This is a genomic window from Sphingomonas phoenicis (genome assembly GCF_047238005.1).
Lineage (GTDB): Bacteria > Pseudomonadota > Alphaproteobacteria > Sphingomonadales > Sphingomonadaceae > Sphingomonas.
Genome location: NZ_JBDFMC010000002.1, coordinates 1,344,700 through 1,363,970, shown reverse-complemented (window position 1 = coordinate 1,363,970; position 19,271 = coordinate 1,344,700). Strand labels below are relative to the sequence as shown.

The following is a 19,271-nucleotide window of genomic DNA, read 5'->3' as shown; positions in this document are numbered from 1 at the left end:
GCGTCCGCGATGTCACACCGGCGCGGCATCCGGCCCGGCGCCGTAATGGTGCCAGGTAAAGATCGCGGCCGCTCCACGATAGGGTCGCCACGCTTCCGCCAGTGTCCGGGTCAGCTTCTCCGACGGCCTGACATCGTGGCCCAGGATACGGCCGACCTCGATCTGCACGGCCAGGTCGCCGGCCGGCCACACATCCGCCCGTCCCTCCGCGAACAGCAGATAGACCTCTGCCGACCAGCGGCCGATCCCCTTCACCCGGATCAGCTGCGCCACCGCCTCCTCGTCGTCGACCGGGAGCGCGTCCAGGTTCAGGCGGCCGCTCGTCACCTCCTCGGCCAGGCTGCGGGCATAGCCCGTCTTCTGGCGCGAGAAGCCGGCCGCGCGCAGCGTCTCGTCGCTGGCGGCGGCGATCACCACCGGATCGGTCGGGTCGCCGACCATCGCCTCCAGCTTCCGCCAGACCGCGTTGGCGGCGTGGACGCTCACCTGCTGGCCGACGATCGTGCGCAGCAGGGTGGCATAGCCCCGCTCCCGGATGCGGGGTTCGGGATAGCCGACCCGGGCGATCGCCGCGGCGAAGGCCGGCTCGATGCCGCCAAGCGCGTCCAGATCGGCGGTCAGCCGTTCGGCGGTCAGGCCCACGGCGCTTGATCCGCGGGGCGGCTCCCGCCATGGCGCGGGAAAGATAGCGGAGATTGCATGATGCCCAGGCTTATCGTCACGACGCGCGAAGGGGAAGAACGCGAACTCGACGGCGAGGCGGGTCTGTCGGTGATGGAAGTAATCCGCGACGGCGGTATCGACGAACTGCTGGCGCTGTGCGGCGGCTGCTGCAGCTGCGCGACCTGCCACGTCCATGTCGACCCGGCCTTCGCCGACAAGCTGCCGAAGATGAGCATGGACGAGGACGACCTGCTCGATTCGACCAGCGACCGCGACGCGACCAGCCGCCTGTCGTGCCAGATCGCGTTCGGGCCGGCGCTGGACGGCCTCAGGGTGCGGATCGCCGCGGAGGACTGACCTGCGCCGGCGCCGCGGGTCGATCGGCCCGCGGTGCCTACCCCCGCGTTGCGGCGGCGTAGAGGGCGATCGCCGCGGCGTTGGACACGTTCAGGCTCTCCACCTTGCCGCCGATGGGCAGCTTGGCCAATTCGTCGCAATGCGCCTCGGTATTCTGGCGCATGCCTTCTCCCTCTGCGCCCAGCACGATCGCCACGCGCTGCGTACCCATCGTCTCGGCCAGCGTGCGGGGCGCGTGGCCGGTCAGGCCGATCCGCCAGAACCCCGCCTCGCCGATCTCGTCCAGCGCCCGCGCCAGATTGACCACGCGGATCCACGGCACCGTCTCCAGCGCACCGGACGCCGCCCGGGCGACCGTGCCCGATTCGGGTGGCGAATGGCGGTCCTGCGTCACGATGCCGAGCGCGTCGAACGCCGCCGCGGAACGCAGGATCGCGCCGACATTGTGCGGATCGGTCACCTGATCCAGCACGACCAGCGGCCGCCGGTCGTCGCGACCCTGCTCCAGCAGGTCGGCCAGCCACATGTCGTCCAGCGGGTCGACCTCGGCCACCACGCCCTGGTGTGGTGCGTCGGCGGGAACCAGCCGGCCCAGATCGGCCACGTCGGCGAAGGTCACCGGGATCACCGGCGGGATGTCCAGCGCCGCCGCCGCCTCGCGCGTCATCCACAGCTTGCGGACGGTGCGATCGGGATTGGCGAGCGCCGCGGTGACCGGGTGGCGTCCCCACAGCCGCGGACGGTTGCCGACGCCGGTCGACGGGCGATGGCCGCGCCGCGCCATTAGCGACCGATCCGGCAGGGCAGGGGTGGGAATATCATCGTCATGCCCGCGGGCTATGCGGGCGAAAGGATCGGCGCAAGCATTGATCGGCAAGCGTTGACAGACCATCCCCGCTTCGCCATTGAGCCGCCTCGCCGTTGGCGGCCCATCTGGACAGGTGGCCGAGTGGTTAAAGGCAGCAGACTGTAAATCTGCCCGTGCAAGCGTACGCTGGTTCGAATCCAGCCCTGTCCACCACCCTCTTCCATCGTCATCTGCCTCGATGGCACAGTGCGGTCGGCGAGATTGCTCGCCGACCGGTGCACCTTCAGATCCGCGTCGTTCCCGGATAGGCGAACAGATAGTCGGCATCGTCGCTGGACGACAGGGTCTCGCTGCCGGTCACCGTCACGCATTCGCCGGCCCTGAACGCCACGCCCGCCACTTCGCCGTGGCCGGCGATCGGCACGATCCACGCCGTCCGTCCCTCCGGCAGGGCGACGTGATGCTCGCGGCCGCCCTTCCAGCGTTCCAGCACGAACTTGGGCCCCTCGACCAGCACGGAGCGGTGATCGTCCACCAGGCCCGGCGACACGATCGGGCGATACGGATCGAGGTGCGCGACCGCGACACCGTCGTCCAGGTGCAGTTCGCGCGGGCGGCCGTAATCGTACAGGCGGTACGTCGTCTCGCTGTTCTGCTGCACCTCGATCAGGGTCAGGCCGGCGCCGATCGCGTGGATCGTGCCCGACGGCGCATAATAGAAATCGCCCGCCTTCACCGGCACCCAGTCCAGCTTGTCCTCGATCGAGCCGTCCAGCGCATCGGCGCGCAGCGCCTCCGCATCGATGTGCTGCTTCGGGCCCAGCGCGATCGTCGAATCGGGTGCGGCGGCCAGGATCGTCCAGCACTCGTCCTTGCCGCGCGGCAGGCCGCGCTTGTGCGCCTCTTCGTCGTCGGGATGAACCTGCACCGACAGCTTCTCGCCGGTGAACAGATATTTGATCAGCAGGTCGGGCGAGGAGTCGCCCGGTTCCTGGAACCAGACCTCGCCCACCGGCTCGCCGCCCGGCGCCACGTCGTCGAAGCCCGGAAACAGGTCGCGCCGGCCCCAGGGCTTCTCGACGCGGTGGGTGTGGAGCAGGGTAGCGGGCATGATCGTCCTCTGGTCGGTTGGTCGGCGATGCGAACGCGCGGCTCCTACCCTATTGTTCCGGGCTTGTCCGCTGCGCTAAGGCAACCGGCGATGCGTATCCTTCCGTTCCGCCGCTCCTCCAGCCCGGCCCTGCCGCTGGCGCTGCTCGCCATGGTCGCCGTGCCGCTCGCCGGCTGCGCGCGCACCGCCACGACCAAGGGCGACGTGCCCTATGTCGCGCGCGATGTCGGCACGCTCTACACGACCGCCAAAAGCCGGCTCGACCAGAACCGCTACAAGGAAGCGGCCATCCTGTTCGACGAGGTCGAGCGCCAGCACCCGTACTCGATCTGGGCGCGCCGTGCCCAGTTGATGAGCGCGTTCAGCTATTACCTGGCGCGCGATTACACCCAGTCGATCCAGTCGGCGCAGCGCTTCATCTCGGTCCATCCCGGCAATCGCGACGCGCCCTATGCCTATTACCTGATCGCGCTCGGCTATTACGAGCAGATCACCGACGTGACCCGCGATCAGAAGATCACGCTGCAGGCGCTGAACGCGCTGGGCGAGCTGACCCGCCGCTATCCGAACACCCGCTACGCGTCCGATGCGCGGCTGAAGGTCGATCTGGTCAACGACCATCTTGCCGGCAAGGAGATGGAGATCGGTCGCTTCTATGAAGTGCGCGGGCAGTGGCTGGCGGCCAGCATGCGGTTCCGCACGGTGATCGAGAAGTACGAGACGACGACGCACTCGCCCGAGGCGCTGATGCGGCTGACCGAGACCTATCTGGCGCTGGGCGTGCCGACCGAGGCGGAAAAGGCGGCGGCGGTGCTGGGCCGCAACTATCCGGGCAGCGACTGGTACGAGCATGCGTACAAGCTGATGAAGGACCATCCGGTCCAGCAGGCGGCGCTGATCCCGCCGGGCCAGCCGATCGTCACGCCGGCCGTGCATCCCAAGGGCCCGCCGGGAGAGCCCTCGGTCACCGTGCTGCCCAGCGAGGCCGACGGAACGTCCACCACGGGAACGCCCGCGAACGCACCGGACGTGACGCCGTCCACCGTTGGATCGGGCGCCGGCGCCGCGCCGCTGCCCAGCGGCTCTCCTCGATAAGCGGTACGAGAACATAAGCGGTTCAAATCCGACGGCATCCGGCCTACATCGACCGCGATGCTGACCGCGCTTTCCATCCGCGACGTGGTGCTGATCGAGGCGCTGGATCTCGATTTCGGCGAGGGGCTGGGCGTGCTCACCGGCGAAACCGGTGCCGGCAAGTCGATCCTGCTCGATGCGCTGGGGCTGGCGCTGGGCGGCCGGGGGGACAGCGGGCTGGTCCGCCACGGCGTGGCGCAGGCCGTCGTCACCGCCAGCTTCGATCCACCGACGGCCGATCTGGCGGCGCTCCTCGACGACAATGGCGTCGAGGTGGAGCCGGGCGAGCCGCTGCTGGTCCGCCGCGTGGTCAAGGCGGACGGCGGCAGCCGTGCCTTCGTCAACAACCAGCCCGCCTCCGCGACGCTGCTGCGGGAGATCGCGCCGCGGCTCGTCGAGATTCACGGCCAGCACGACGATCGCGGCTTGCTGAACCCCCGCGGCCATCGGGCGCTGCTCGACACGTTCGGGGGCCTCGACACTCAGGCGGTGGCGCGCGCCTGGTCGCTGTACCGCGCTGCCGAGGCCGAGCTCGCCGCGGTTCGGGCGGAGATGGACGTGGCGGCGCGCGATCGCGAATGGCTGGAGCATGCGGTCGGCGAGCTGGAGAAGCTGGCGCCCGAGCCCGGCGAGGAGGAGGCGCTTGCCGACAAGCGCCGGACGATGCAGCGGGCCGAGAAGATCGCCGCCGACCTGACGGCGATCGACGATTACCTGGAGGGTTCCGACGGCGGTCTCGCCCGCCTGCGACAGGCGGCCCGTGTGCTGGAACGGGTGGCGGCGGACCATCCCGCACTGGCCGATGCCCTGGCTGCGGTAGATCGCGCGGTGCTGGAAGGCTCCGCCGCGGAGGACAGCATGCGCGAGGCGCGTTCGGCGCTGGCCTACGATCCCCGAGCGCTGGAGGACGACGAGGCGCGGCTGTTCGAACTGCGGGCGATGGCGCGCAAGCACCGCGTCCAGCCCGACGACCTGTCCGTCCTCGCCGCCGACCTCGCCGCCCGCCTGCATCGACTGGAAGCGGGTGAGGGCGGTATCGCGGCGCTGGAGAGCGCCGTCGCCGAGGCGCGGGCATGCTATGACGCGGCGGCCGACGCGCTCACCACCGCCCGCACTACCGCCGCGACGCGGCTGGACGGGGCGGTAGCGGACGAACTCGCGCCGTTGAAGCTGGATGCGGCCCGCTTCCGGACCGTCGTGGCTCCCGTCGGGGCCGAAGGCTGGTCGGGCGCCGGAAAGGACCGGGTCGAGTTCGAGATATCGACCAACCCCGGCGCACCGTTCGCACCGCTGACCAAGATCGCGTCGGGTGGCGAGCTGTCGCGCTTTATCCTGGCGTTGAAGGTCGCGCTCGCCGAACAGGGTGGTGCTGCGACGATGGTGTTCGACGAGATCGACCGCGGCGTCGGTGGCGCCGTCGCCTCGGCGATCGGCGAGCGTCTCGCCCGCCTCGCCCGTGCTACCCAGCTGCTCGTCGTCACCCACAGTCCGCAGGTCGCCGCCCGGGGCACGACGCATCTGCTGATCGCGAAGGCCAGCGACGGCACGGTGACCCGCACCGGCGTGCGCCAGCTGGCGGAGGTCGAACGGCGAGAGGAGATCGCGCGCATGCTCTCCGGCGCCACCGTGACCGACGAGGCACGCGCGCAGGCCGATCGGCTGCTGGAGACGGCGTAGCGGGGCCGCGAGCCGCTATGGCCTTTGCGCGCCTGCGGCCCGCCGCTAATCCGGCGATGATGGACCCGCTGCCCGAATCACCCGAAGCCGCCGGCGCCGAGCTGGCTGCCCTCGCCGATAGCATCGCGCTCCACAACCGGCTGTACCATACCGAAGACGCGCCCCGGATCTCGGATGCGGAGTATGACGCGCTGGTCCGGCGCAATGCGGCGATCGAGGCGGCGTTTCCGGATCTGGTCCGCGCCGATTCGCCCTCCATCCAGGTCGGTGCGGCGCCCGCGGGCCATCTGTCGAAGGTTGCCCATGCGCGGCCGATGACCAGCCTGGACAATGGCTTTGCCGACGCCGACGTCACCGAGTTCGTCGACCGCGTCCGGCGTTTCCTGAAGCTTCCCGGTGCCGAGCCGGTCGCATTGACCGCCGAGCCCAAGATCGATGGCCTGTCCTGCTCGCTGCGCTATCAGGACGGTGCGCTGGTCCAGGCGCTCACCCGCGGCGACGGCCAGGTGGGCGAGGATGTGACCGCCAACGTACTGACCATCGGCGACATTCCCCGACGCCTGCCGGCCGGCGCCCCCACTGTGTTCGAGGTGCGCGGCGAGGTGTACATGGCGAAGGCGGACTTCACCGCCCTGAACGCCCGCCTGCTCGACGAGGCGGAGGCCGCCGGCAAGGAGGCGCGCCAGTTCGCCAATCCGCGCAACGCGGCGGCGGGATCGTTGCGCCAGAAGGACGCCGCCGTCACCGCCGGCCGGCCGCTCCGCTTCCTCGCCCATGGCTGGGGAGAGGCGAGCGGCATGCCCGCCGACACCCAGGCCGGCATGGTCGACGCGCTGCGCCGCTGGGGCTTCCCGATCGCGGACGCCTTCGCCCGCGTCGCCGATGTCGACGCCGCGCTCGACGTCTATCGCACGATCGAGGCGACCCGGGCCGATCTGCTCTTCGACATCGACGGCGTCGTCTACAAGGTCGACCGGCTGGACTGGCAGGCGCGGCTGGGGATCGCCGGCCGCGCGCCGCGCTGGGCGATCGCACACAAATTCCCGGCCGAACGGGCGCAGACCACGCTGCAGGCGATCGACATCCAGGTCGGCCGGACGGGCGCGCTGACCCCCGTCGCCCGGCTCGAACCGGTGACGGTCGGCGGCGTGGTCGTCACCAACGCCACCCTGCACAATTTCGACGAGATCGCGCGGCTGGGCGTGCGGCCCGGCGACCGCGTGCTGGTGCAGCGTGCCGGCGACGTCATCCCGCAGATCGTCGAGAACCTGACCCCCGATGAAGACCGGGCGGCCTACACCTTCGATCGCACCTGCCCCGCCTGTGGGTCGGCCGCCGATCGCGAGGAGGGCGAGGTCGTCTATCGCTGTACCGGCGGGCTGATCTGCCCGGCCCAGCGGGTCGAACGGCTGAGCCATTTCGTATCGCGCCACGCGTTCGACATCGCCGGTCTCGGCCAGACGCTGATCGAGGCATTCTTCCACGACGGCCTGATCGCCGCACCCGCCGACATTTTCCGCCTGACCGAGGAGCAGCTGGCCGCCCGCAAGAAGGACGGCCGCGTCTGGGCCGGAAACCTGATCGCGGCGATCGATGCCAAGCGGCAGGTGCCGCTCGACCGCTTCCTGTTCGCATTGGGTATCCGCCATGTCGGCGAGGTGACGGCCCGCGATCTGGCGCGCCGGTACGAGACGATCGGGCGGCTGGGCGCGATGATCCGGTCGGCCGTCTTCCTGCATCGCCACACCCAGCCGCAGATCGGCGAGGCCGAGCGCAAGTTCGTTCTCCGCCATGATCGCCTGCTGGTCGCGCGGATCGACACCGCGGGGATCGGTCCCGAGGTCGCCCACGCCCTGATCGGGTTTGCTGCCGAGCGGCACAACCGTACCGCGGTGTACGACCTGCTGCGCGAGGTCACGCCGCACCCCGTCGTCCACGAGACGCGCGAGTCGGAAGTCTCCGGCAAGACCGTGGTGTTCACCGGCTCCCTGGAAACGATGAGCCGCGACGAGGCGAAGGCGCAGGCCGAGGCGCTGGGTGCGCACGTGTCCGGCTCCGTCTCGAAGAAGACGGACCTCGTCGTGTACGGCCCCGGAGCGGGATCGAAGCTGAAGAAGGCGGCGGATCTGGGTGTGCGCACCATCGACGAGGCCGGCTGGGCGGCGATCGTCGCGGCCGCCGTATAGGGCAGCCTTCGTTGCTCTTTTGCAACGCACCAAAACAGTTTTTACAAGCACATGGAACCAACTGGCCCTTGTCACCGAAGCGACATATTTCGGGGGCAAGGGCGCGATCATCGGGCGGACAACGCCGTGACGTGAGCCTTCGTGCTCAAAGGGGAACCCATGCGACACAATTTCATGCTCGGCGCAGCAGCGATCGCGCTCGTCATTCCTGCGGCGGTCTCGGCCCAGGAAACGACGTCCACCATCCGCGGTACGGTGACGGCTGCCGGCGCTCCGGTATCGGGCGCGACCGTAACGATCCTTAACGTTCCGACGGGCAGCACGACCACTGCGACCACCGATGCCAATGGTGGCTTCACGTCGACCGGCCTGCGTCCGGGCGGACCGTACACCGTATCCGTCGATGCACCAGGGTTCCAGGGCGCGCAGGTTACCGAGATCCAGACCGTGGTCGCGCAGGCCTACGACCTTCCCATCGAATTGGCCGCCGCAGACGGCAGCGACACGGGTGGCGAGATCGTCATCACCGCCTCGCGCCTGCCCAATGCGCGGTCCGTTTCTCAGGGCCCGGCAACCGTGTTGAGTGCCGCCGACATCGCGAACATCGCCTCGGTAAATCGCGATATTCGCGACCTCTCGCGCCGCGATCCGTTCGCCCGCCTGGATGATACCCCGACGGGTGGCCGCGCCATCTCGTTCGCGGGCCAGAATGCACGCTACAACCGCTTCACGGTCGACGGCGTGCCGATCACCGACAATTTCGGGCTCAACACCGACGGGCTCCCCAGCCGCCGTTCGCCGATACCGTTCGATGCCATCGGCCAGTTCCAGGCGCAGGTCGCTCCGTTCGATGTTCGCCAGGGCAATTTCCAGGGCGGTGCGGTCAACATCATCCTGAAGTCCGGCACCAACAGCTTCCACGGCACTGGCTTCTATTCGCAGACCAACGATGATCTGGTCGGCAACCGTACGAAGCCCGGCCCCGGCATCCCGACCGGTCGTGCCTCGATCCCCAACTTCAAGATCGAGAACTACGGCGCCGAGCTTTCCGGTCCGATCATCAAGGACAAGCTGTTCTTCATGGTCGCGGGCGAGCGGCTCCGCGGTGGCCGACCGATCGCGGAAGGTCCCACCGACAACAATGCCGGAACGGCGATTCCGAACCTGTCGCAGGCACAGGTCGATCAGGTTTCCGCAATCGCGCAGCGGGTATACAACTACGATACCGGCGGCGTGCAGCGCGAACTCGGCGACAAGGATGACCGCATCGTTGCCCGGATCGACGCGAACCTTGCCGATACGCAGCGGCTCGCGCTGACCTACACCTACGCCAACGACGCGATCACGCTACTCAACAACACCTTCAGTTCGATCACGACGGGCAGCCCCGGTCTTGGCCTTGCGTCCAATGCCTATACGCAGGGCAATCGGCTGCATACCGGTGTGGCGCAGTTGAACTCGGACTGGAGCGACAGCTTCTCGACGGAAGTCCGGGGCTTCTACAAGAATTACAAGCGTATTCAGCAGCCGACGCTGGGACGGGGGTTTGCACAGTTTCGCGTCTGCACGAACGCTGTGTCAACCGGATCGCTGACCGGCTGCGAGGCAAGTGTCGCGGGCCAGAGCGGCACCGATGCCGTCGTCTCGTTCGGTCCCGATTCGTCGCGCCAGACCAATGACCTGAGCACGGAAACCTGGGGCGGCCTCGTGCAGGCCCGGCTGACCATGAACAACCATGATCTGCGTGTTTTCACGGAGATCCAGAAGGTCACGGTCTTCAATTCGTTCCTGCAGAACAGTGCCGGCAACTACTACTTCGACTCGCTCGCCGATTTCGAGGCTCGCCGGGCGAACAGCATCGGTTATGGCAACTCGATCGTGTCGAATAACGGTGTGCAGTCGTTCAATCCGGACGACGCCGCTGCGAAGTTCGGGTACCAGAGCTACACCTTCGGCATCATGGACAATTGGCGGATCACGCCGACGCTGACGTTCAGCTATGGCGCACGCTACGATCTGTATGCGATGCATGACCAGCCGGCGCTCAGCAACGCCTACCTCAATCGCTACATCAACGGCGCCATCATCAACGGCGAGCGCCGCGCGGTGGGTGGCAACACCACGAACATCTCCGGCTTCAACCTCTTCCAGCCGCGCCTCGGCTTCGACTGGAAGCCGGCGGACCGTGTGTCGATCCGTGGCGGTGGTGGCATCTTCGGCGGTGGTACGCCGGACGTCTACGTGTCCAACAGCTTCTCGAACACGGGTGTGCTGACCAACTCGCTGTCGATTACCCGCACGGCGACCGGCTTCAACGGCTTCCCTGGCGGTACCCCGGCCGCGACGCAGATCGCCGTCGGCAACGCCGCGCTGAACGGGGTGACGGGAACGTCCATCCCGACCGCGTTGAACACGACCCTGGGCAATGCCACGGTCGCGACCAATGCGACGGTCAACGCGCTCGATCCGAACTTCAAGGTCCCTTCGCAGTGGCGGGCGACTCTGTCGGGCGAGTACCGTGCCAATCTCGGGCCGCTGGGCGACGACTGGACCTTCGGTGCGGACCTGCTCTACTCCGATGTTCGGGACCAGGTGTATTTCACTGATATCCGCTCGGTACCCATCGCCGGTTCGCTGACGCCGGACGGCCGTCAGCGTTATCAGAACCTGATCGACGGTGCCGCCAGCACCAACACCAATACCGATATTCTGCTGACGAACACGCAGAAGGGCCGCGCCTACATCGCAGTCGCACGCTTCGACAAGTCGTGGGACTTCGGGTTGAACATCAATGGTAGCTTTACATATCAGGACGTGAAGGATCAGGCGCCGGCAACCTCGTCGACGGCTGGCTCGAACTACTCGAATGGCGCCTTCGTCGAACCCAACAATGTCGCATATGGCATCTCGAACGATCAGGTTAAGTACTTCTTCAAGTACGGCGTGAACTTCGATCATGCGTTCTTCGGCGATGCCAAGACGCAGATCGGCCTGTTCGGCGAGACGCGTATCGGTCATCCGTTCTCATACACCTTCCAGGATTTCCAGCCGTCGGGCGGCACGCCGCGTTCGGCAATCTTCGGTACTACGGGGCGCAGCACCGCGACGAGCACCGCTGGTCAGCGTTATCTGATGTACGTGCCTACGACGAACGATCCGCTGGTATCGTACAGCAGCGAAGCGTATCGCGATGCATTGAACGCGTTCATTGACGCGTCGGGTCTCGGTAAGTATCGCGGCAAGATTGCGCCGCGTAACGCCTTCAACTCTCGTTGGTTCACGCGTCTCGATCTCCACGTCGCTCAGGAAATACCGACGGGTCTGTTCGGGTCTAAGGTCCAGATCTTCGCGGATATCGAGAATTTCACCAATTTCCTGAACAAAAAATGGGGTCAGCTGCGGGAATATACTTTCCCGTACAATGCAGCAGTCACCCAGGTTCAGTGTCTGACCACGGCGGTGGGTACAGGGGCGACACCAACGGCCGCACAAACGACGGCGAATGCCGGTCAGGCTTGCGTCCAGTATCGTTACTCGCCGCTGGGTGGCGCCACGAGCTTCCAGACGCCGGCCGATCAGGTCTATGTCAACCAGTCGCTCTATTCGATCCGGATCGGCGCCCGCTTCACGTTCTGATACGCCGCGGGACAACTCGGAGGCCGTCGCTTTACGCAAGCGGCGGCCTCTTTCCGTTCGGGTGAAACGTGGATGCGGGCTCCGCAGGCAGCCGATCTTCCCCGCCTTCACCTGTCCTACACGGACGGGATTGGGTAAACGCACGGCGTTCTTTGACACGTCGCCGCCCTGCTCTCCGCACCGGAACGGGTGCGAGCAAATGCTTGTCCGGCACGATGCTGATCGCGCATCCGCATCGATTTAGGCCTTACCTTAGCCTTACCTTCCGAGCTCCAGCCCCTCCGCCGCCCACTCGTCGATCGTCGATCCGCATTTTGCACCGGCGCATTCAGGAGTGTAAGGCACGCGGCGACGATGGCTACGCTCCCCGCCTCCGCCGCCGGCACGACCGCTGCCGCGAACGCCACCACCGCCGCGGCGGGGCGGCGGCGCAGGCCTACCTGGAACGTGCGGCCCTTTTTCGAGAACAAGCCGCGCGCGTTCTGGACGCTGCAGGCCGTGGGGTGGGGCGGCTACCTGCTGTTGCGCGGGGTCACGGCCATCTCGAACGGCGTGAAGCTCGACGTCATCATCCCGATCATCGTCGAGGCGATCGTCGGCTATTGCATCACGCTGATCCTGTCGGCCTGCTACGGCTATTACCGGCGCCTGCCGCGGGTTGCAGAGGTGTTCCTGGCGATCGGCACGCTGGCCGCTGCCACCTTCTTCTACGCGTCGCTGATCGCCTTCTCCTACTCGTTCATGCGCAACGGCGTGACCGGGATCACGGTGACCGGGATCGCGGGTGCGGTGTTCCTCACCTTCGTGATGCTCGCCAGCTGGTCGGCGCTGTACTACGCGATCAACTTCTACATCGTCGTCGAGGAACAGCTGCACGAGATGCGGGCGCTGGAGCTTCAGGCATCCTCGGCGCAGCTGGCGATGCTGCGCTACCAGCTGAACCCGCATTTCCTGTTCAACACGCTGAACTCGATCTCCACGCTGGTGCTGCTGAAACAGACGGAGCGGGCCAATGCGATGCTCAGCCGGCTGTCGTCGTTCCTCCGCTACACGCTGGCGAACGAGCCCACGGCGCATGTCACGGTGGCGGCCGAGATCGAGACGCTGAAGCTGTATCTGGAGATCGAGAAGATGCGCTTCGAGGCGCGGCTGCGCCCCTCGTTCGACATCGATCCGCGGGCGGAGCGGGCGCTTCTTCCCTCGCTCCTCCTCCAGCCGCTGGTCGAGAACGCGATCAAATATGCGGTGACTCCGCAGGAGGAAGGCGCCGATATCGCAGTCCGTGTGCGCTTCGCCGGGGAACGGGTGCAGATCGCCGTATCCGACACCGGACCCGGCTTGCACGAGGCGCGGATCAGTCCAAGCCTTTCAACAGGCGTGGGGCTCGCCAATATAAGGGAGCGACTGGTCGCGGCTTACGGCCCTGACCACCGTTTCGAGACGCGATCCCTGCCTGCTGGCGGCTTCTCGGTGGAGATCGAGATCCCATTCCAGCTGAATGATTTGAGTAAAGAGGCTGCATGACCATCCGTACCATCCTCGTCGACGACGAGCCGCTCGCCATCCAGGGCCTCGAACTGCGGCTTCAGGCGCATGACGATGTCGAGATCATCGAGAAGTGCGTCAACGGACGCGAAGCCATCCGGGCGATCAAGACGCACAAGCCCGACCTGGTCTTTCTCGACATCCAGATGCCCGGGTTCGACGGCTTTTCGGTGGTGCAGGGATTGATGGAGGTCGAGCCGCCGCTGTTCGTGTTCGTCACCGCCTATTCGGATCATGCGCTGCGCGCGTTCGAGGCGCAGGCGGTCGACTACCTGATGAAGCCGGTCGAGGAGAGCCGCCTGGCCGACACGCTTGACCGCGTGCGCCAGCGGCTGGCGGAGAAGCGCGGGGTCGAGGAGGTCGACCGGCTGAAGGAAGTCCTGGCCGAGGTCGCGCCGGAGGCCGCTGCCGACATGGGTGAGGGCGGGGGTGGCGACATGGCCGCCAACCGGTACGAGAAGCTCATCAACATCAAGGATCGCGGTCAGATCTTCCGCGTCGATGTCGACACGATCGAGCGGATCGATGCGGCGGGCGACTATATGTGCATCTATACCGGCGACAACACGCTGATCCTGCGCGAGACGATGAAGGATCTGGAGAAGCGGCTGGATCCCCGCCGGTTCCAGCGCATCCATCGCTCGACCATCGTCAACCTCGATCTGGTCAAGCAGGTGAAGCCGCATACCAATGGCGAGTGTTTCCTGGTGCTGGGTTCGGGTGCGCAGGTGAAGGTCAGCCGTTCGTATCGCGACGTGGTGGCGCGCTTCGTCCACTGATCATGATCACGTCCTCGCCAGCGCGGCGGCGCGGCTGGCGAGGCGATCGACGGCGGCCTGATGGATCCGGGGCGTCGAGACGAGGACGCCGAGGGCCTGGGGATCGGCCTTGTTGAATGTAAGCGGCTGGCCGAGTGCGTCGGTCGCCGCGGCGCCGGCTTCGGTCGCGATCAGGACGGCGGCGGCGATGTCCCATTCGTTGCCCCAGCGGAGCGTGGCGACGAGATCCGCCTGATCGGCCGCGACCATCGCGATGCGCAGGGCGATCGAGTTCGGTTTGGCGACCGCCACGAACTCCCGGTCCGTCCGGGGCAGCACATCGGCAGGAACGCGGGCACCGGCGAGCGCGGCATGGCGGCCGACTGCGAGCGGCTTGCCGTTGCGGCATGCGCCCAGACCGATCGCGGCATGCCAGGCTTCGTCGCGGGCGGGAGCGTCGAGGACGCCGATGACGACCCGGCCATCCTGTACCAGAGCGACGGAGACGGCCCAGCCGGGCCGACCGCGGATGTAATCGCGGGTGCCGTCGATCGGATCGACCACCCAGACGCGGCGTCGCCCCAGTCGATCGGGAGCGTCGGCGGTCTCCTCCGACAGCCAGCCGGCGTCCGGCAGCAGAGCGGTGAGGCGGGAGCGGAGCATGCGGTCAACGTCCAGATCGACCTCGCACACCGGGCTGCCCGGCTCCTTCTCCCACTGCCGGAAATCCGTGCGCCAGCGGGCGAGCGCCATCTGCGCCGCCTCGCCCGCGATCTGCCGGACCGCCGGCAGCAGGTCAGCCGCTGGCAATGGTCATCCCGTCGATGCGGATCGTCGGTACGTTGACGCCGTAGCGGAACACCAGATCGTTGGCCGCGGTCATGTTCAGGAACATGTCCTTCAGATTGCCGGCGATGGTGAATTCCGCCACCGGGCCGGCCAGCACGCCGCCCGCGATCCGGAATCCGGCGGCGCCGCGGCTATAGTCGCCGGTGACGCCGTTCACCCCTTGGCCGATAAGTTCGGTGACGTAGACGCCATCGCCCACCTCGGCGAGCAATGTTTCCAAGGGGATGCGGCCGCCGTCGAGATAGAGGTTGCCGGTCGTCACGCCCGGGCCGCCGGCGATGCCGCGCGCGGCGTGGCCGGTCGGCTCCAGTCCCAGCTGGCGGGCGGACGCGGAGTCGAGCAGCCATGTCTCCAGCACGCCATCCTCGACGATCGCGGTCGGCGATACCGGCAATCCCTCGCCGTCGAAGGGGCGCGAGCGGAGCCCGTGCGGCCGGTGCGGATCGTCGCGAACCGACAGCGTGTCGGGGAAGATGCGGGTGCCGAGTGCCTCCAGCAGGAAGCTGGTGCGGCGGGTGATCGCGGCACCCCCGATCGCGCCGGTCAGATGGCCGAGGAGCGAGGCGCCGACGCGCGGATCGAACACGACCGGCAACGGTCCGCTGGCCAGACGGCCCGGATCGACCCGGGCGACCGCGCGCTCACCAGCCTCTTTGCCGATCGTGGCGGGATCGGACAGGGCGTTGCGGCGGCGGGCGGCGTGATGGGCATAATCGCGCTGCATGGCGCTGCCCTGACCGGCGACGACGCTGGCGGAGACGCCGTAGCTGGTGGTCGAGTAGCTGCCGGCGAACCCGGTCGAGGTGGCGAGTGCCCAGATGCTGCGCGAGGCGCTGGCGCCGCCACCCTCGCTGTTGGTCACGCCGGGGACGGAGCGGGCCGACTCCTCGGCCGCGAGGGCGAGGTCGCGCAGTTCCTGCGGCGTCGGCGGAGCGGCGCCGCACATCTGGTCGTCGATGTCGAGCAGCGGCGGTGCGCCGTGAAGTAGCCGATCGGCAGGAGCAAGCCCGGCCCATCCGTCCTCCGGTGCCTCACGCGCCATCGCGACCGCACGGTCGACCAGCAGGCGGATCGCATCGTCGGACAGGTCCGAGGTGGATACGCTTGCCGAGCGATTGCCGACGAACACGCGCAGGCCGAGATCGCTGCCCTCGGACCGGCCGACATCCTCCAGATTGCCGAGGCGGACCGAGATGTCGAGCGAGGCGTCGGCGGCGAACACCGCGTCGGCGGCGTCCGCGCCGGCGGACTGCGCCCGGGCGACGATATCCTGGGCGCGCTCTCGCGCCTGATCGATGGTCAGCATGGAGCGGACTTAGGGTCGAAACCCCGATCCGACAACGCCACCGATCGCGACGGACGAAAGTGAGCGCATCCGCCGGGGCGAGGCCGCCGCCGTCGCTGTATCGGCCGCCGCGGCTCCGCGTGGCGGTTCAGGCGGTGCCAACCACCAGAAAGGCCAGGAACAGCAGCAGGCCGGTGAACCGGTTGGCGCGAAACCGGTCGAGGGCGCCGGCCCCGTCGTCGGGCCGGAGCGTCGCCACCTGCCACGCCAGATGCGCCGCCGCGGGCACCAGCGCCGCAAGGGCGAGCGGATCCGGGCGTATGCTCCAGATCGCCGCACCCCACAGGATCGTGGCCGCCGCATAGAAGAGCGCGACGCCCGCGCGGACCCGCCCGCCCAGCGCGAGTGCCGACGACCGGACGCCGATCAGCGCATCGTCCTCGCGATCCTGCAACGCGTAGATCGTGTCGTAGCCCACCACCCAGGCGATCGAACCGGCATAGAGCCACCAGACCGGCCACGACAGGTCGCCCGCCGTGTCGGCCCAGCCGACCAGCGCCGCCCAGGAGAATACCAGACCGAGCCATGCCTGCGGCCACCAGGTGATCCTTTTCATGAAGGGGTAGGCGGCGACGGGTGCGAGGCTGGCGAGCGCCACCCCGGCGGCGAGCGGATGGAGCTGAACCAGCACCAGCAGGCCGACGAGGCTGAGCGCGACCAGCCACACCCACGCCACTTTCACCGACACCAGCCCGGCCGGGATCGGCCGCGCGGCGGTGCGGGCGACCTGCGCGTCGAGATCGCGGTCGACGATGTCGTTGTAGACGCAGCCGGCACCCCGCATCGCGATGCTGCCGAGCAGCAGCCACAGGATCAGGTCCCAGCGGGTCACCGCCGCCCCGGCCAGCGCCACGCCCCATGCGCCCGGCCAGAACAGCAGCCACCAGCCGATCGGTCGATCGAACCGGGCGAGCAGGGCGAGGCCACGGACGGTGGACGGCAGCCGCGCGACCAGCCCGCGATGCTCGCTGTCGGGAACGATGACGGTCATGGCGCCGTGTATCGTGCGGGCAGGGGGTGGTCACGCGCATTCCGTCACGCCGCCGGGCCCGCGAATGTTGAGGAAGTTTAGGGTCGCGGCACTTTGGCGGCGGGGTGTCGCCGGTGGGTGGGGCAGCAACATCGCGTGGTGGGGCAGGGGGTTGGCTGACAAGGCCGGCGGCGCGCGGGAGGCAGGCAAGTTTGGACAGGGAAGCTGTCGAAACTTCGGTGTCGATCGTCGGAGATGCGGGAGCTGGCCTCTTCTGGCACGGGGGCGAAGGGGCGGAAGCTGGAGCGGGGGCGGGGCGCACGGACCTGCTTCTACCTGCAAAGCGCGGTGTAGGACACGCGGGGTCGCCGGTGCGTTGGGGTGGCGAGGAGAAGACGCATGGACAGGACCGACCGGGACATCGCGATCCGACGCACGGCCGAGATGGCCGCCGTATTCATGATCGGCGACGGGCTGCTCGGGCTGCTCCAGCCGGCGCGGCACGTCGATCTGTGGCGATCGCGGGTCGATGCGGTCGACATGCTGGTGCGGCCGTTCGGCGGCCGGCCGGGGCGGCGGCGCTGGTACGGCGCGCTGCAACTGGTGGCGGGGATCGCGCTCGCATCCCGGTTGCGGCCGGTTGGCGGTCGATAAGTGGTGGACAATATGTCCCATGGCGCCGCGCCGGTGCGGCGACCATCTGGACGGGCATGACGACAGAACCGGCGCCCGCGCCCGCCTCCGGCTCCGATGGCGAGCGCTTCCGCTGGATCATGCGATGCGGGTGGAAGGGGCTGTGCCCGCGTTGCGGCGAGGGGCGGATGTTCCGGTCGGCGCTGAAGATCGTCGATCGATGCGACCGGTGCGGGCTGGATTACCGGTTCGCCGCGCCGGACGACGGCCCCGCCTTCTTCTCGCTGTGTATCATCGCATTGCCGCTGACCGCGTTCGTCGTTTGGATGCAGGTGGCGTTCAGCCCGCCGGCATGGGTGCATCTGGTCACCTCCTTGCCGGTGATGGTCGTCGGCACGCTGCTGCCGCTGCGCCCGATCAAGGGCTGGCTGGTCGCGTCGCAATATGTGAACCGGGCGCAGGAGGCGGGGACGCGCGGGCTGTGGTCGCAGCTGCACGGGACGGACAAGGACACGAACGACTTCGACCAGTAGCGGCGGCGGGCCCGCTACGCTTTGTCCTGTCGCCGGCGCCGCGGTGCGGCTATCCGACCGGGATGGCCCGGCACCCAGAACCATGATCAGCCTGTCGGTGGCGGTCGGGCGCTTCGTAGAGGCGCTGTTCTGGGCGATCTTTCGCGTGGCCGGCACCGTCGCGGCGGCGGCCGTGCTGGGCGCCGCGGTGCTGCTGGTGGCGGGGGTGGTCGTGCGCCGCTGGCTGAGGCAGAGGCGGATGCGATGATCGCGACCCCGGCCTGGCCACCCCGCTCCACCCCGCGCCTGTTCGTCGACCGGCCGCTCGCGCCCGGACCGCTGCCGCTGGACGGGCCGGCGGCGCATTATCTGGCCACGGTGATGCGCGCGAAGCCGGGCGATCCGGTGAAGCTGTTCGACGATCGCACCGGCGAGTGGCTGGCGACCGTCGCCGTGGCGGGCCGGCGCGACGTGGCGCTGGACGTGACGACGCTGCTGCGCCCGCGCGAGCCGGTGCCGGACCTGTGGCTGTGCGCCGCGCCGCTGAAGAAGGGGCGGGTCGACTGGCTGGCGGAGAAGGCGTGCGAGCTGGGCGTGGCGCGGCTGGTGCCGGTGGTGACGCGGCGGACGATCGTCGACAAGCCCAATCCCGAGCGGTTGCGCGCCCATCTGATCGAGGCGGCCGAGCAGTGCGACCGCACCGCCCTGCCGGTGCTGGCCGAGCCGGTGAAGCTGGCGGCGCTGCTGCGCGACTGGCCGGCGGAGCGGGCGCTGTTCTTCGCCGACGAGACCGGGGGCGCGCCGGCGCTGGCGACGATGGCGGCACATGGCGGGCCGGCGGCGATCCTGATCGGGCCGGAAGGCGGCTTCGATGACGAGGAGCGTGCCGCGATCCGCGCGCACCCGGCGGCGGTGGCGATCGCGCTGGGGCCGCGCATCCTGCGGGCCGAGACGGCAGCGGCGGCGGCGGTGTCGCTGTGGATGGCGGCGGCGGGCGACTGGCGGTCCGACGAGCGCGGCGACTGAGGGCGGGACAAGCAAGGCGCCGCTTTAGCGCGGGTTAGCCATGCTGTGCTGGCGCGGCCGT

The 19,271-nt window shown here is 68.4% G+C and carries 17 protein-coding genes and 1 tRNA gene; 12 read left to right on the top strand and 6 right to left on the bottom strand.

Annotation, left to right across the window (positions count from 1 at the left end):
* Positions 1–12: 12 nt before the first annotated feature.
* Positions 13–642 (bottom strand): DNA-3-methyladenine glycosylase family protein, encoded by a 630-nt coding sequence (locus tag ABC319_RS07800; protein WP_413069675.1) that lies wholly within the window; start codon positions 640–642, stop codon positions 13–15.
* A gap of 60 nt (positions 643–702) precedes the next feature.
* On the opposite strand from ABC319_RS07800, the gene ABC319_RS07795 reads away from it, so the two are divergent.
* Positions 703–1,020 (top strand): 2Fe-2S iron-sulfur cluster-binding protein, encoded by a 318-nt coding sequence (locus ABC319_RS07795; RefSeq protein ID WP_413071648.1) that lies wholly within the window; start codon positions 703–705, stop codon positions 1,018–1,020.
* Positions 1,021–1,057: 37 nt separating this feature from the next.
* Here ABC319_RS07795 and rlmB read toward each other — a convergent pair whose 3' ends face one another.
* Positions 1,058–1,804 (bottom strand): 23S rRNA (guanosine(2251)-2'-O)-methyltransferase RlmB, encoded by a 747-nt coding sequence (gene rlmB / locus ABC319_RS07790; protein WP_413069674.1) that lies wholly within the window; start codon positions 1,802–1,804, stop codon positions 1,058–1,060.
* A gap of 151 nt (positions 1,805–1,955) precedes the next feature.
* Between rlmB and ABC319_RS07785 the strand changes: the two genes are divergently transcribed.
* A tRNA-Tyr gene (locus ABC319_RS07785) sits at positions 1,956–2,041 on the top strand.
* A 70-nt stretch (positions 2,042–2,111) separates the two neighbouring features.
* On the opposite strand, the gene ABC319_RS07780 is transcribed toward ABC319_RS07785, so the two are convergent.
* A complete protein-coding gene (locus ABC319_RS07780) occupies positions 2,112–2,939 on the bottom strand; it encodes a class I mannose-6-phosphate isomerase (protein ID WP_413069673.1) in 828 nt (275 codons plus the stop codon).
* 90 nt (positions 2,940–3,029) lie between these two features.
* Here ABC319_RS07780 and ABC319_RS07775 point away from each other — a divergent pair, with 90 nt between their 5' ends.
* The 6 genes from ABC319_RS07775 (at position 3,030) to ABC319_RS07750 (ending at position 13,896) form a co-directional block, all read left to right on the top strand.
* Positions 3,030–4,034 carry an outer membrane protein assembly factor BamD gene (locus ABC319_RS07775; protein WP_413069672.1) on the top strand — a complete coding sequence of 335 codons (1,005 nt, stop codon included), beginning with the start codon at positions 3,030–3,032 and terminating at the stop codon, positions 4,032–4,034.
* A gap of 57 nt (positions 4,035–4,091) precedes the next feature.
* The gene (gene recN, locus ABC319_RS07770) at positions 4,092–5,750 is read left to right on the top strand and encodes a DNA repair protein RecN (protein WP_413069671.1); all 1,659 of its coding nucleotides are present in this window, start codon (positions 4,092–4,094) and stop codon (positions 5,748–5,750) included.
* Between the two features lie 59 nt (positions 5,751–5,809).
* Complete coding sequence (ligA, locus tag ABC319_RS07765; protein ID WP_413071647.1) at positions 5,810–7,936, top strand: NAD-dependent DNA ligase LigA; 2,127 nt, start codon at positions 5,810–5,812, stop codon at positions 7,934–7,936.
* Positions 7,937–8,095: 159 nt separating this feature from the next.
* Positions 8,096–11,572 (top strand): TonB-dependent receptor, encoded by a 3,477-nt coding sequence (locus ABC319_RS07760; protein ID WP_413069670.1) that lies wholly within the window; start codon positions 8,096–8,098, stop codon positions 11,570–11,572.
* A 354-nt stretch (positions 11,573–11,926) separates the two neighbouring features.
* Entirely contained in the window at positions 11,927–13,096 is a 1,170-nt protein-coding gene (locus tag ABC319_RS07755) for a sensor histidine kinase (protein ID WP_413069669.1), read from the top strand.
* Positions 13,093–13,896 (top strand): LytR/AlgR family response regulator transcription factor, encoded by an 804-nt coding sequence (locus ABC319_RS07750; RefSeq protein WP_413069668.1) that lies wholly within the window; start codon positions 13,093–13,095, stop codon positions 13,894–13,896. Before ABC319_RS07755 ends, ABC319_RS07750 begins: the two co-directional genes overlap by 4 nt.
* 6 nt (positions 13,897–13,902) lie before the next feature.
* On the opposite strand, the gene ABC319_RS07745 is transcribed toward ABC319_RS07750, so the two are convergent.
* The 3 genes from ABC319_RS07745 to ubiA all read right to left on the bottom strand — a co-directional run bounded on the left by ABC319_RS07745 (position 13,903) and on the right by ubiA (position 17,060).
* Positions 13,903–14,685, bottom strand: a complete 783-nt coding sequence (locus ABC319_RS07745) for a 3'(2'),5'-bisphosphate nucleotidase CysQ (protein WP_413069667.1) — start codon at positions 14,683–14,685, stop codon at positions 13,903–13,905.
* The gene (locus ABC319_RS07740) at positions 14,672–16,030 is read right to left on the bottom strand and encodes a TldD/PmbA family protein (protein ID WP_413069666.1); all 1,359 of its coding nucleotides are present in this window, start codon (positions 16,028–16,030) and stop codon (positions 14,672–14,674) included. The genes ABC319_RS07745 and ABC319_RS07740 overlap by 14 nt, the downstream gene beginning before the upstream one ends.
* A 127-nt stretch (positions 16,031–16,157) precedes the next feature.
* A complete protein-coding gene (gene ubiA, locus ABC319_RS07735; RefSeq protein ID WP_413069665.1) occupies positions 16,158–17,060 on the bottom strand; it encodes a 4-hydroxybenzoate octaprenyltransferase in 903 nt (300 codons plus the stop codon).
* A gap of 378 nt (positions 17,061–17,438) precedes the next feature.
* Between ubiA and ABC319_RS07730 the strand changes: the two genes are divergently transcribed.
* The 4 genes from ABC319_RS07730 to ABC319_RS07715 all read left to right on the top strand — a co-directional run bounded on the left by ABC319_RS07730 (position 17,439) and on the right by ABC319_RS07715 (position 19,210).
* Positions 17,439–17,693, top strand: coding sequence for a hypothetical protein (locus ABC319_RS07730; protein ID WP_413069664.1), 255 nt, complete (start codon positions 17,439–17,441; stop codon positions 17,691–17,693).
* Between the two features lie 56 nt (positions 17,694–17,749).
* Positions 17,750–18,205, top strand: a complete 456-nt coding sequence (locus ABC319_RS07725; protein WP_413069663.1) for a DUF983 domain-containing protein — start codon at positions 17,750–17,752, stop codon at positions 18,203–18,205.
* Positions 18,206–18,287: 82 nt separating this feature from the next.
* Positions 18,288–18,452, top strand: a complete 165-nt coding sequence (locus ABC319_RS07720) for a hypothetical protein (RefSeq protein WP_413069662.1) — start codon at positions 18,288–18,290, stop codon at positions 18,450–18,452.
* Positions 18,449–19,210: a 16S rRNA (uracil(1498)-N(3))-methyltransferase gene (locus ABC319_RS07715; protein WP_413069661.1), complete on the top strand. Its 762-nt coding sequence runs from the start codon at positions 18,449–18,451 to the stop codon at positions 19,208–19,210. The genes ABC319_RS07720 and ABC319_RS07715 overlap by 4 nt, the downstream gene beginning before the upstream one ends.
* Positions 19,211–19,271 lie beyond the last annotated feature (61 nt).

Coding starts and splice junctions, on each gene's coding strand:
- ABC319_RS07740 (WP_413069666.1), bottom strand. CDS start 16,030: ATGCTGACCATCGATCAGGCGCGAGAGCGCGCCCAGGATATCGTCGCC.
- ABC319_RS07755 (WP_413069669.1), top strand. CDS start 11,927: ATGGCTACGCTCCCCGCCTCCGCCGCCGGCACGACCGCTGCCGCGAAC.
- ABC319_RS07750 (WP_413069668.1), top strand. CDS start 13,093: ATGACCATCCGTACCATCCTCGTCGACGACGAGCCGCTCGCCATCCAG.
- ABC319_RS07780 (WP_413069673.1), bottom strand. CDS start 2,939: ATGCCCGCTACCCTGCTCCACACCCACCGCGTCGAGAAGCCCTGGGGC.
- ABC319_RS07730 (WP_413069664.1), top strand. CDS start 17,439: ATGGACAGGACCGACCGGGACATCGCGATCCGACGCACGGCCGAGATG.
- rlmB (WP_413069674.1), bottom strand. CDS start 1,804: ATGGCGCGGCGCGGCCATCGCCCGTCGACCGGCGTCGGCAACCGTCCG.
- ABC319_RS07795 (WP_413071648.1), top strand. CDS start 703: ATGCCCAGGCTTATCGTCACGACGCGCGAAGGGGAAGAACGCGAACTC.
- ubiA (WP_413069665.1), bottom strand. CDS start 17,060: ATGACCGTCATCGTTCCCGACAGCGAGCATCGCGGGCTGGTCGCGCGG.
- ABC319_RS07715 (WP_413069661.1), top strand. CDS start 18,449: ATGATCGCGACCCCGGCCTGGCCACCCCGCTCCACCCCGCGCCTGTTC.
- recN (WP_413069671.1), top strand. CDS start 4,092: ATGCTGACCGCGCTTTCCATCCGCGACGTGGTGCTGATCGAGGCGCTG.
- ligA (WP_413071647.1), top strand. CDS start 5,810: ATGGACCCGCTGCCCGAATCACCCGAAGCCGCCGGCGCCGAGCTGGCT.
- ABC319_RS07725 (WP_413069663.1), top strand. CDS start 17,750: ATGACGACAGAACCGGCGCCCGCGCCCGCCTCCGGCTCCGATGGCGAG.
- ABC319_RS07760 (WP_413069670.1), top strand. CDS start 8,096: ATGCGACACAATTTCATGCTCGGCGCAGCAGCGATCGCGCTCGTCATT.
- ABC319_RS07720 (WP_413069662.1), top strand. CDS start 18,288: ATGATCAGCCTGTCGGTGGCGGTCGGGCGCTTCGTAGAGGCGCTGTTC.
- ABC319_RS07775 (WP_413069672.1), top strand. CDS start 3,030: ATGCGTATCCTTCCGTTCCGCCGCTCCTCCAGCCCGGCCCTGCCGCTG.